At 31.3% G+C, this 12,146-nt stretch carries 18 protein-coding genes; 7 read left to right on the forward strand and 11 right to left on the reverse strand.

Going from position 1 to position 12,146, the window contains the following annotated elements:
• Positions 1–17: 17 nt before the first annotated feature.
• Positions 18–473 (forward strand): helix-turn-helix domain-containing protein, encoded by a 456-nt coding sequence (locus Q0828_RS20265; RefSeq protein ID WP_298425707.1) that lies wholly within the window; start codon positions 18–20, stop codon positions 471–473.
• A 206-nt stretch (positions 474–679) separates the two neighbouring features.
• Here the strand turns inward: Q0828_RS20265 and Q0828_RS20270 are convergent, their stop codons facing one another.
• The 5 genes from Q0828_RS20270 to smpB all read right to left on the reverse strand — a co-directional run bounded on the left by Q0828_RS20270 (position 680) and on the right by smpB (position 4,340).
• The gene (locus tag Q0828_RS20270) at positions 680–952 is read right to left on the reverse strand and encodes a TfoX/Sxy family protein (RefSeq protein ID WP_366523620.1); all 273 of its coding nucleotides are present in this window, start codon (positions 950–952) and stop codon (positions 680–682) included.
• A gap of 89 nt (positions 953–1,041) precedes the next feature.
• Positions 1,042–1,416, reverse strand: coding sequence for a VOC family protein (locus Q0828_RS20275; protein WP_298425709.1), 375 nt, complete (start codon positions 1,414–1,416; stop codon positions 1,042–1,044).
• Positions 1,417–1,500: 84 nt separating this feature from the next.
• Positions 1,501–2,358: a helix-turn-helix domain-containing protein gene (locus tag Q0828_RS20280; protein ID WP_298425711.1), complete on the reverse strand. Its 858-nt coding sequence runs from the start codon at positions 2,356–2,358 to the stop codon at positions 1,501–1,503.
• A gap of 195 nt (positions 2,359–2,553) precedes the next feature.
• A complete protein-coding gene (locus Q0828_RS20285) occupies positions 2,554–3,561 on the reverse strand; it encodes a HEPN domain-containing protein (protein WP_298425713.1) in 1,008 nt (335 codons plus the stop codon).
• 320 nt (positions 3,562–3,881) lie between these two features.
• Positions 3,882–4,340: an SsrA-binding protein SmpB gene (gene smpB, locus Q0828_RS20290; RefSeq protein ID WP_298425715.1), complete on the reverse strand. Its 459-nt coding sequence runs from the start codon at positions 4,338–4,340 to the stop codon at positions 3,882–3,884.
• 158 nt (positions 4,341–4,498) lie between these two features.
• Here smpB and Q0828_RS20295 point away from each other — a divergent pair, with 158 nt between their 5' ends.
• Positions 4,499–5,152: an OmpW family outer membrane protein gene (locus Q0828_RS20295; protein WP_298425717.1), complete on the forward strand. Its 654-nt coding sequence runs from the start codon at positions 4,499–4,501 to the stop codon at positions 5,150–5,152.
• 171 nt (positions 5,153–5,323) lie between these two features.
• Positions 5,324–5,530: a hypothetical protein gene (locus Q0828_RS20300; RefSeq protein ID WP_298425719.1), complete on the forward strand. Its 207-nt coding sequence runs from the start codon at positions 5,324–5,326 to the stop codon at positions 5,528–5,530.
• A 57-nt stretch (positions 5,531–5,587) separates the two neighbouring features.
• Here the strand turns inward: Q0828_RS20300 and Q0828_RS20305 are convergent, their stop codons facing one another.
• From Q0828_RS20305 to Q0828_RS20325, 5 genes are all read right to left on the reverse strand, one after another.
• Positions 5,588–6,097 (reverse strand): phosphoglycerate mutase family protein, encoded by a 510-nt coding sequence (locus tag Q0828_RS20305; protein WP_298425721.1) that lies wholly within the window; start codon positions 6,095–6,097, stop codon positions 5,588–5,590.
• Between the two features lie 18 nt (positions 6,098–6,115).
• Positions 6,116–6,814 (reverse strand): purine-nucleoside phosphorylase, encoded by a 699-nt coding sequence (gene deoD, locus Q0828_RS20310; protein ID WP_298425723.1) that lies wholly within the window; start codon positions 6,812–6,814, stop codon positions 6,116–6,118.
• Positions 6,815–6,817: 3 nt separating this feature from the next.
• On the reverse strand, positions 6,818–7,483 hold the full coding sequence (deoC, locus tag Q0828_RS20315; protein WP_298425725.1) for a deoxyribose-phosphate aldolase: 666 nt from the start codon (positions 7,481–7,483) through the stop codon (positions 6,818–6,820).
• A gap of 333 nt (positions 7,484–7,816) precedes the next feature.
• Positions 7,817–8,305, reverse strand: coding sequence for an acyl-CoA thioesterase (locus Q0828_RS20320; protein ID WP_298425727.1), 489 nt, complete (start codon positions 8,303–8,305; stop codon positions 7,817–7,819).
• Between the two features lie 55 nt (positions 8,306–8,360).
• Entirely contained in the window at positions 8,361–8,957 is a 597-nt protein-coding gene (locus Q0828_RS20325) for a TetR/AcrR family transcriptional regulator (RefSeq protein WP_298425729.1), read from the reverse strand.
• Between the two features lie 138 nt (positions 8,958–9,095).
• Between Q0828_RS20325 and Q0828_RS20330 the strand changes: the two genes are divergently transcribed.
• The 4 genes from Q0828_RS20330 (at position 9,096) to mqo (ending at position 11,731) form a co-directional block, all read left to right on the forward strand.
• Positions 9,096–9,290, forward strand: a complete 195-nt coding sequence (locus tag Q0828_RS20330) for a hypothetical protein (protein ID WP_298425730.1) — start codon at positions 9,096–9,098, stop codon at positions 9,288–9,290.
• Between the two features lie 27 nt (positions 9,291–9,317).
• Positions 9,318–9,560 (forward strand): hypothetical protein, encoded by a 243-nt coding sequence (locus tag Q0828_RS20335; protein ID WP_298425732.1) that lies wholly within the window; start codon positions 9,318–9,320, stop codon positions 9,558–9,560.
• Positions 9,561–9,884: 324 nt separating this feature from the next.
• Positions 9,885–10,115, forward strand: coding sequence for a hypothetical protein (locus tag Q0828_RS20340; protein WP_298425733.1), 231 nt, complete (start codon positions 9,885–9,887; stop codon positions 10,113–10,115).
• Between the two features lie 122 nt (positions 10,116–10,237).
• Complete coding sequence (mqo, locus tag Q0828_RS20345; protein ID WP_298425736.1) at positions 10,238–11,731, forward strand: malate dehydrogenase (quinone); 1,494 nt, start codon at positions 10,238–10,240, stop codon at positions 11,729–11,731.
• 118 nt (positions 11,732–11,849) lie between these two features.
• Here the strand turns inward: mqo and Q0828_RS20350 are convergent, their stop codons facing one another.
• Entirely contained in the window at positions 11,850–12,146 is a 297-nt protein-coding gene (locus Q0828_RS20350; protein ID WP_298425739.1) for a hypothetical protein, read from the reverse strand.

Raw genomic sequence — 12,146 nt, forward strand, 5'->3', positions numbered from 1 at the left:
AAATAAAAATTGTACCTTTGCAATCAATTGATAAAACATTAGATATAATGGATCATAAATTCAGATGTAATTGCCCTATAACTGTTGCGCTTGATGTTATTGGCGATAAATGGGCATTAGTTATTGTTAAACAAATATTGACTGAAGGAAAAAAAACTTTCAAAGATTTTATTGAAAGCGAAGAATCTATTGCTACTAACATATTGTCTTCAAGATTAAAAATGCTTGAAGAATTTAAGATTATCACAAAAGATAAACTGCCAGATAATAAGAAAACAAATATTTATACTTTAACCGAAAAAGGTATAGACCTAATGCCAATAATAGCAGAATTATCTATTTGGAGCGATAAACACCTTAGAGAATTTCATCCAGAATTATATTCTGGTGAAGTGCTTGAAATTGTAAAAAGTAATAAAGAAGATTTTATTAATAAAACAATTGAAGACTATAAATTAAAAAATTGGAAATAGAGCGAAATTTATATAAAATCCGAATAGTTAATTTAATTCTAGGCGGTGAAATTTTTCAGCTTGTTGCCCAACGATGTCGTGTATGAGCAGTAACGGATTTATAGCTACTAACTTTAGGTAAGCAATATATTAAAATAAACGCAATAGCGGTTCAAGTGCAAACTTGAACCGCTATTGCTTATAAACAATGTTAGCCGTTCGTTGTTTTACTTCTTCTTTCCTTTCTTTGATGATTTTGCCATTTTATTGTAGTCAAGGCATAGGTTTAAATAAAATTCAAAGTCATTTCTGTTTTTAAATCCGAATGGATTTATGTAACAATAGCCTTTATATTCTTTACCTTTCATGAACATCGTCTCATAACCATCTCTTTCAGAAAGTTCTTCCTGTCGGCTTGGGTCAAAACGCAACATTAAGTTTTCACCACTTATACAAACGCAGGTCTTTCCATTTATTATAAAGTTTAATACGGCAAACATTTTTTTTCCTCGATTTCAATGTCTGGAATTTCCGCAAGATATTCTCTAACTCTGTCAACAAGATTTGTGTCATAAGCCATAAATCAAAATCATTTACGTGAATGAAGCCCTACTGTATTACCTTCTGTATCTATGAAAATCGAAATAAAACCGAATTCACCAATGCTCATTTTAGGTTGTACCATTTTGCCACCAGCCATTTCAATTCTTTGTTCTTCTGCAATGTTGTCTTCGGTTTCAAAATAGACAACTGTGTTATTGCTACTTGGAACAAAATCGGTTTTTTCCACTAAAGCACCAGAAATATTTGAACTTTCGTGGTTAAACGGGAAAAATGATTGCTTTCCCCATTCAATAGGTGCATCTGATAGCTTTAAATTGAAAACTGTTTCGTAGAATTTTTTTGCTCTGTCTAAGTTTGCTACGTTTAGGTCAAACCAACCAACTGGATTTGTATTCGTCATTTTTTTATGATTTTAAGTTTTTGCATTATTGCTATGCAAAGATAAAATCAGCTCAAATGACAAAATTGTAAAAATGGGACAAGGCTACTCCTTATCAAAAATCAAAGACATTTTTAAGTCGTCTCCAAAAAATTCCTTTGGTGTCAAGCCTGTGAATTCCTTGAATTCTTTTATAAAATGCGCTTGGTCAAAATATTCGTTCTCATATGCCAAGTCGGTTAGACTTGTGATTTCTTCGTTCAGTAACACTTTCAAGGTTGATTGAATTCTAATTGTTTTTGCGAGTTGTTTTGGGCTTAGTCCTATAATTGCAGAAAATTTACGTGCTAATTGTCTTCTACTTACATTATTAGTACTTGAAAATTCATTTACTGAAAATTGTCCATTAGCACTAAAAATTGTTTCAACCGTTGATTTCACAATATCATCAACCTTATTTTTATCAGATAATTCTTTGAAAAGAAAGTTTTCGATGATTTGTATTCTTTCAGATGTAGAGTTTGCATTTAAGATTTGATTGCCAAGTTTGACTCCTTCTTCTCCGAATAATTTGTTCAATGGTATCGCCTTGTTTTCCAATTCTTTGATTGGAATTGATGTAAAGGGTAAAAAACCATTTGGTTTGAATTGTACAACAAAACTACCAGTTACTCCAATGGGTTCAATCACGTAGGGCTTTGTTAGTTGGCCAATTAGAAAGCATTTTGGTAAAATTATTATTTCGCCATTTTGTGAATGATGTTTGTAGGTGTCACCATAATGAAAAATCAATTTCACTGTTCCGTCAGGCACGATTGTGTTTTTTAGAGGTATATTTTCTTTTTCACCATCTAATGTCCAGTATCGTTTGACAAACTCTGTGAGTTCGGTATTTGGCTCATATGTTTTTGGATTTAAGTCCATTGTCAATTTTTGTGAGGTGTCTTTTACAATGACGGTCAACGGTCTTGTGTATGAAACGTAGCGTGCAGAAAGACACTAACTTTTCGGATTAACACAGAGACAAATTTTTATATTTTATTTTTAATTTTTCTCTTTTTAAAAGCCAAATTAAAAATTTGGCGGACTTTATAAATATACACAAACCTTTCGATTAAGCACTTATTAGCTATGTTTTATATACCGTGTTGTACGCAGTTATTTATTTATCAACAGCCAATTTGTAATTGACATTTTGCTCAAAAGAATTACTTCCATTTGGTTAATGAATTCTTCATCTTTTTCTTCTTGAGGAAGTTCAGTCCACAAATTTTCCGTTTTGAATTTCATTCCTGTATGTACAATCTTTGAACGAAGACCATACAATGCGTTAAATTTCTTTTTGTTGTTTGGATTATCTCCAATATACTTTAACAGATAATCTCTATATTTTTTAGAAACTTTATATTGTAATTGACCACATTCATTACATTTTTCAGCTTTGAAATCTCTATTCTCATAATTAACCATCGTTTCGATTGAGGTAAAAGCAGAAATTACAGATAAAGTCTTTTTGTACTGTCTTAATTCCATTGCAGAAACAGTATGTGATATTGCTGTGTCTAAAACATTTTTAACTTCATTATCCAAGTTATAATATGAATCTAAACCTAGGAAGATGTTGTTCGGGAATGAAATTTCTTTATCACGATAATAATCATAATTCGGATTTATTTGATAATATTCCATAAACGGAATAAATTCTACAGGTTCATATTTTAATTCTATATCCGTAAAATTTTCAATTTTCAATTGTTCAGGTAGTTCTGGCCAATGGAACATAGTCATACTCCATTTAGAAACCCAAGTATTAGCTTCTTCTCCTGCATTATCTTTTAAAATTGGCATTCCCCAATTTCCAGTCAAATCATAATATCTAAAAAACATATGATTTGTGAATAGAGTTAATAAATTTAATATTTCATCTTGTTTCGATAGAGTAGAAGCAGTAAGCGTTCGTAAATCTTTTAATCCATCGTCTTTTTGTGGTTCAATTACCTCGTGTTCCTCAATAATATATTCTAAAACAACAGGATAATGTTCTTGTAGTTCCGATTTTGGCATTCCGATTAAGTCAGCTGGATAAATTTGGAACTTTTTTGGATAGAGAAAGTACTTTTTAAGAGGGACTTTTGTGAATATAATTGTCTTATGAAATCTGTTCATTCTTGGTTTTCGGTAATTGCGTACAACGTATATATTCCTGTTTTTATATTGATTTTGGTAAATAACAGGAACTACTTGTATAATAACTTCCTTTTATTTTTTCTAAATGTAAAACAAAGATTATACATATGCAATGAGATTTTCCGTAAAGCGAGAAGTGTAATTCGTGAATCAGTGTTAGGAATAGATTCCTGCCTACGCAGTAATGACAGTATTGTTATAAAGATAATGAGATCCTTAATCAAGTTCAGGATGACGCAAAAAGTGTGATTAAAAAATCATGTTGAAATAACATAATTTACTTATTAAATAATAGGAATCTAACGGAAGTTCTTTTTGATACGATCCAAATTACGCTTATTATCACGATCTTTCATCGTTTCACGCTTGTCATGAATCTTTTTACCTTTTGCAAGTGCAATAGATAATTTAGCCAATCCTTTTTCATTTAAAAATAAACGCAACGGAACAATCGTTAATCCAGCGTTTTTGATGCTTTTTTCTAAGCTTCGTAATTCTTTTTTGTTCAATAACAACTTTCGTGTACTACGCGGTTGGTGATTGTAATGCGTTCCAAAAGCATATTCTTCAATATACATATTCACTACAAAAAGTTCGCCTTGCTCATTAAATTCACAGAAACTCTCGGCAATGGAAGCTTTGCTCATTCGAATAGATTTAATCTCAGTTCCGGTCAAGACAATTCCTGCCGTGTACTTGTCTAAGATTTCATATTGAAAGCGCGCCTTCTTATTTTGTATGTTGATATTTTTTTGCATCGGTTGACAAAAGTACTAACATTTCTTGAAATGACAAGAAAGTGAGTGTTTATGATGAATTAAAAAGATTTTTTTTGTTTTGAAATACTATGACTTTTGTCATTTTTCTCCCAGAAATACTGCGATACATTTGTATTATAATTTTAAATATAGACGTAATGAAAAAAGCAGTTTTAGGTGTTTTTTTAATGTTAGGAATGTTTCAACTAACAGCACAAGAAGATGTACAAGATGTAAAACAAGATACAGACAAAAAATGGCAGGTTCGCGCACGTTTTATCGCTGTAACTCCAAGTGAAAGCGCTTCTATTCAGGCAATTGGTGGAGATGTTTCTATTTCTACATCGTATGTGCCAGAATTAGATTTCACATATTTCTTTACAGAAAATTGGGCGGCAGAATTAATTTTAGCAACCACAAATCATGATGTTGAAGCAATCAACACTGCGGCAGGGAATATAAACTTAGGTGATGTTTGGTTATTGCCGCCGACATTAACTGTTCAGTATCATTTTCCGATAGGAGATTTCAAACCATATATAGGAACAGGATTGAACTATACTATTTTTTATGGCGCTGATGAAGGACCAATTGCAGATGATGTAAGTTATGATAACAGTATTGGATTTGCCTTTCAAGCAGGATTAGATTATGCATTAAATGACACTTGGTTTTTAAACCTTGATGTTAAAAAAATACTACTTCAAACTGATGCTACTGTAAATGCTAACACAGCGTTGGGCGCGACTGTAGGAGCAGATGTAGATATTAATCCTTTGGTGATAGGATTTGGTATTGGAATGAAGTTTTAGTAGTTGTTTTAAGTTATGGGAATGAAAAACGTCACTTTGAAAAGAGTGGCGTTTTTTTAGTTTTAGATCACTAAGAAAATGTGTCTTATTTAAATAAATACGACTTATGATTGTTGCTTTTTTTTTAAAATGTTATGTTCTTAGATTCATGTTTAACTAAAAATTTATATCATGAAAAAAAAGAATCTTAAGTCATTAAAGATTAACAAAAAATCAATTTCTAATTTAAACATTGAGAATGTTAAAGGTGCTGGATTCACTGGAGGTTGTACAGATGGTTGTACACCTTTTCAAACAGCTTGGAATTGTACAGAAGGTGGTGCATGTACAGGAGATTGTGATGGAGGAATGTCTGGGCTAAACAAATGTCCATACTAAAAAAACAAAAGCCCTCAAATTTGAGGGCTTTTAATTTGTATTTTTTTAAGAAACTAGTTAATTAATAGTCAATAACTGAACAGATTTTGTATCTCCAGTAATAGTTACAATGTATACATTTCCGTTATTGTTATCATCTATGGATTCAAATTTTTCCTCACCAAGTAGTTTATTGGTAAAAGCTGGCGTCGTATTACTATGTCCAACAATTAAAACTGTTTTTCCTTTTGTATCCTTTAAGAAATCTTCAAAGTTAATTTTATATGGATGATATGTAATAACTTTCAATTCATTTGTTTTTGCCGTTGGTGCTGCTGTTTGTTGTGTTCTATTGTATTCTGTAGAATACACAGCGTCAAATGTTATGTGTTGAAACATTTTTGCCCAGTTATGTGCTCTATTTTGTCCTTTTTCTGTAAGATTTGGATTTTTGTTTGTTTTATCGCTACGATCTTTTTCAGCATGGCGAATTAAATAATACACAGATGTTTCCGAGTCTTTAGCCTCTTGTGCAAAGCAATTTAGTACAAGAAAAAGACTGAATAATAATAGAATGTTTTTTTTCATCAATAAGTTGTTTATGTGTTAGCTGATGGCTAGTGCAATTTCAATCATTTCTTTGAAAGTTTGTGCACGTTCTTCTGAAGTTGTTGTTTCATTCGTGACCAAACTATCCGAAATAGTTAATAAAGATAATGCTTTTACATTAAATCGGGCAGCAAGTGTATATAAAGAAGCTGTTTCCATTTCAACACATAACACACCATACTTAGCCCATTTTTTATAATATTCAGGATCTTCTTGATAAAAAATATCACTTGTTAAAATGTTTCCAGCTTTTACAGGAATATTCTTTTCTTTCGCTGTATTAATGGCATCTAAGAATAATTCGGCATCAGCCGTAGGAGCAAAGGTTTCTCCCTGAAAAGGCAAATTATTCATATTACTATTAGAAGAAGAGGACATGGCAACTACAATATCACGAATGTTTACATCTTTTTGATAGGAGCCAGCGCTGCCAACTCTAATTAGTTTTTGTACATCATACTCATTGATCAATTCATGTACATAAATACTAATAGAAGGTGCGCCCATTCCTGTACCTTGAACAGAAATAGGTTTTCCTTTGTAAGTTCCTGTATATCCATACATTCCACGAATATCATTATATAATGTTGGATTATCAAAATAAGTTTCCGCAATCCATTTGGCACGTATAGGATCGCCAGGAAGTAAAACAGTAGGAGCAATTTCTCCCTTTTTTGCGTTGATGTGAATGCTCATAAATTAGTATGTGTTTTTTGATGGTGTTCCAGTTATAATAGCAATTCCATTAGAAGTTCCCAAACGAGAAACACCAGCATCTATATATTTCTTAGCAGTTTCATAATCGCGAATACCACCAGAAGCTTTTAACTTGGCTTTTTCATTAACGGCAGTTTTCATGATTGTGATATCTGCTAAAGTAGCGCCACCAATTCCAAAACCTGTAGAGGTTTTTACAAAATCAGCGCCAGCTTCTACAGCTAGTTCTGAAGCTTTAGTTTTTTCTTCATCTGTTAAATAACAAGTTTCTATAATTACTTTTAAAACTTTGTTTCCTGCAGCTAATTTGAGTTGTTTGATTTCTTCTTTGACTAAATTATATTTTCCAGATGTTAGCCAACCAATATTGATAACCATATCAAATTCGTCAGCACCATCTTCGTTTGCTAGTTTCAATTCGGCAACTTTAGCAGCTGTACTCATCGCGCCAAGCGGAAAGCCAATAACACTACAAACGTAAACAGAATCATTATTTTGCAAGCATTTTTTAGCAAGCGTTACATGACAACTATTTACACATACAGAAAAGAAATCGTGTTCAATGGCTTCATTACAAAGTTGTTGAATATCTTTTTCTGTTGCTGTTGGTTTGAGTAAGGTGTGATCTATGAATTTATGAATCTTCATATTTTTCAAGTTTCTTTCGTAAATATTTTAAGTATATAGAAAATAATTTTCATCAATCATAAATAGAACTGTAATTATAATCTGATACATTTTTTCTTGATAAAAAACGAGCTAAAAATCAAGTCTGAACATAGGAAATTGTTTTGCAATTCGCTCTTAAAGTTACATGCTAAAAGCTTCGCTATGCAGTTTCACTTTTCCGTTCATTATTTCTTAGTACAGACAATTGAAACGGTATGTAATATTTAGCTTGTTGATTTTTAGAAAATTAAGTTTCTGTTATTTGATTGATGTAAATATATTTAAAATATATTCATTCAAACCTGATAATTATCACGAAACAGTTGCCATACGTAAACTTTTAACACGTTCATTAAAACTTGTTTCTTCTACAGGAAGTATAACATTTGTAAATAATTCCATAAACTTTTCATTATGTTCATGGGCTTTTCCTTTTGAAATGTTGAAATGTATAAAAGAACTCCACATCACAGATTTGAGTACTGTTTTTTCTTCATTCCACATGCGAATTTCTACTAATAATTGTTTGTTGCTAAATTGAAGTAATTGTGAATCAATTGTTACGGTTTCCATTACAAATGCTGGACGTATGTATGCAATTTGATGCGAACCTACAACCCAAGTTGTACCTGTTTTTTTTGCATTTTCAAAAATATTTACATCATAATGATCAATAAGTTGATCTTCTCTGGCATTAATTAAATAATCTAAATATTTACTATTATTTAAATGGTTTAGTGGATCGCAATCTTGAAATCGTATTTTACTTTTGCTTTCTAAAATTTTTGGTAATTGTTTCATTATAACTTGTTTTTGACAATATACCGTTTGGTATATTTTGGGTTAAAAAAATAGTTTATGCTCTTAATTCTTCGTTAATCATTTTATCTATTTGATTCATGGTATCTTTAATATAGAAATCATCATCCATTGTATATGTCATAAAAATAGCACCTTGAATCATGGTGTCAATGCGTTTGGCTGTGTACATGGCATTTATTTTTGTAGAAATTTCCCCAATTTCGATTCCATCTTCAATAATAGTCGCCAATTGATCTTGAATACGTTGAATAATAGTACGTACTTTTTGTAATAACAATGTATTTTGATTATTCGCGTCCACGCCAATATTTAAAATAGGACAACCGCCCATTTTATTGGCATACATATAATAATTACGATAAAAATCAGAGATTAATAAGAGCTTTTTAATTGGAGAATCGCTTTGGTTCATATGTTTGACAATTTCCTTCATCAAACTTTTTACCATGAACTTAAAAGCAGCGATAGCTAATTGTTCTTTGCTTTCGAAGTTGCCGTAAATAGCACCTTTTGTCAAACCAGTTGCTTTGGTAATATCAGCAATACTTGTTGCTGCATATCCATTTTTGTTAAAAATAGGAGCGACCGTTTCAATAATATATGCTTTTGTTTTTTCTGCTTTGGTTGTCATAAAGACAAAGATAATTAAAAAAATATACCAATTGGTATAAAAAATATTTTTATTGTAAAAACGTAGTTCAAGTATTGTTTATGTGTATTTGTAAATGATTGATTATTAGTAATTTTAAATAACAATAATAGATTTCACATGAAAAAAATGAACCTGAATACCAAATTGCATTTTAACAAACAAAAAGTTGCTTTTTTAGATTTAAGAAATGTAAAAGGAGGAACTGACCCTGCAAATGATCCGACAGCAACTGAATCACTTGGAAAGCAGAGTACGTGTCCTATTGAAACCTGTACTTGTTTGGCCGATGCTCCAAGTCCTGTAAAGCTTTAATTTTTAATTATTTTAAATATCATTACCATGAAAAAAAAGAGTTTACAAAGAAAATTACAGCTTAAAAAGAAGTGTGTAGCCATATTAGATAAAGAAACGATTATTGGTGGAACTGGTTATACCGCAGATTGTCCACCATATACTATTGCAGCTTTGTGTAATCCTGGTGGAACAGGGACAGCAGGTTGCGGAACTCAAAATACCTGTTTAACAGATGCAGCATTGAGTTGTACGCCAAGAGGTTGCGGAAATACATTGTTTAATTGCTAAAACCTGAATTATATACCTACTATAATTATAAATTTTGAGTTAGTTAAAGGAGATAGAAGTTTATGTTAGCATATGCTTCTATCTTTTTTCTGTTAATACCAATTCATCTTGACTTTTCATATTCTCTAAAAATAATAGTTAATGATGTTATAATAAAACACGTATGTTTTTCAACTACGCTTAAAGTGACAAGTATTGATTTCATTGTTGTTTTTAATGATTTCTTTTATTAAACTCATATCACATACTATTTTACACTTCTATTATTGGGTAACAAGTTATTTAACTTGAGAACTATGAAGTAACATTAAAACTCAAAATATTATGAAGAAAAAAGCATTTAAAGGACAATTGACTCTTAAAAAGCAAAACGTAGCTACATTTGAAACGGCAAAGGTTTTAGGTGGTTCTGTAAACTTTTGTTCTCCAGCAACATTTAATAGAGATTGTAGAACAAGGAATGACGAAGCATGTAATACGCAAAATACATGTTTAACCTGTATTGCTGCAAGTTGTTCTCCACAAGGTTGTGGTAACAGCGTATTTAACTGTTAGAAGCGTAACAGTAGTTTCTAAATAACAAATAATGGGTAGAAGTATATATTCATATATGCTTCTATTTTTTTATGGGTAAGAAATAGGAAAAGGTAGTATATTTACTTTCGTAAACAACTATTATGACTTCAGAAAAGATTGATGTAAATACCGATTATGACCTTATTTGTGTTGGTGGTGGTATTATGAGTGCTTCTTTAGCTTTATTGACAAAATTAGTACAACCAAAACTGAATATTTTAATTTTAGAGCGATTGGATAAAGTTGCTTTGGAAAGTTCTGCAGCATGGAATAATGCAGGAACGGGACATTCGGCGTTATGTGAATTGAATTATACACCAGAAAAAGAAGATGGTTCAATAGATATTACGAAAGCATTAAAAATTTGTAAACAATTTGAAATTTCAAAACAATTCTGGTCATATTTAGTAAAAAATAATTTGATAGAAGATCCAGGTGAATTTGTGCAAAAGATGCCACATTATAGTTGGGTTAGTGGAGAAGAGAATGCAACGTATTTAGAAAAGCGATTTCAAACATTAAAAGATCATTTTATGTTTGACAAGATGGAGTTTACAAAAGATGTTTCTAAAATGATGGAATGGTTTCCGCTTATCGCGAATGACAGAAGCGAAGACGAAATACTAGCTGCTACTAAAATGGAACGCGGAACTGGTGTGAACTATGGAAATTTAACTCGAAAACTGTTTGAAATTCTAGAAACTGAATACAATACCGAAGTGCAATGTAATCATGAAGTATTAGATATTGATCCAGATGATGAGGTAGAATGGTCAGTAAAAGTGAAGAATACAGTAACGAAAGAAATTCAACACCTAGATGCGAAGCATGTTTTTATTGGTGCTGGCGGTGGAAGTTTATTGTTGTTACAGAAAGTTGAAATTGATGAAAAAGATGGTTATGGAGGATTTCCTGTAAGTGGCGAATGGCTAGTTTGTAAAAATGAAACACTTATTCAGCAACACTTAGGAAAAGTATATAGCAAAGCAGGAGTCGGCGATCCGCCAATGTCTACACCACATTTAGATACACGTTATATTAATGGAAAACGTGAATTGTTATTTGGTCCTTTTGCAGGATTTAGTCCGAAATTTTTAAAAGAAGGTTCACATTTAGATTTAGTAAAATCTATTAAGTTTGATAATATTTCGGCTATGTTTGGTGCGTTTTGGCACAATTTACCATTGACCAAATATTTGGTAGAACAGGTACTAATGTCACACGAAGATCGTATGGATTCATTGCGCAAATTTGTCAAAAATGCTAAAAATGAAGATTGGGAATTGATGGTTGCTGGACAACGTGTGCAAATTATTAAAAAAGATGAATTTGAAGGTGGAAAGCTTCAATTTGGAACCGAAGTCGTGCATAGTAAAGATGGTAGTATTACAGCGTTGTTAGGCGCTTCACCTGGCGCATCTACGGCAGTTCAGATTATGTTAGAAGTGTTGGAAATTGCTTTTCCAGAAGAAGTACATTCCGATCACGGAAAGAAAATTTTAGCAAAATTAGTGCCTTTTTGGAAACAGGAATTGACGAAAGAGTTGTTTGATGAACAGTTAGCCGAGGTTACAAAGATTTTAGGATTGGAGTAGATTTATGCTTTCAGTTCTCGGTTTTCAGTTATTTAGTTCCTAGAATTGAAACATTCAGCTTAAAATTTACCTTTCATTATTCATTATTCATTATTCATTATTCATTATTCATTATTCATTATTTTTTTGATATTCTTTCTTGATACCTATCATTAACAAAAACCAAATAATTTGACATACCTAACATGTCATTATTTCCTTTAATTTTAGTAATTAAGTACCATTTTTGATTATTGAAAATTTGTGGAGTTTTCCAATCAATTTCGATATAATTTGGTTGTATGTTTTGAACATTTTCAATAGATATACCTTGTTCGAGAGTATCTACCCATTCAATAGTTTCATTGTAATAATTTTTACAACTAAAAAGGAGAAATGAGAAGATTAGTATGGAAGTGATTTTATAGCATTTCAT

This window comes from uncultured Kordia sp. (assembly GCF_947496985.1).
Lineage (GTDB): Bacteria > Bacteroidota > Bacteroidia > Flavobacteriales > Flavobacteriaceae > Kordia.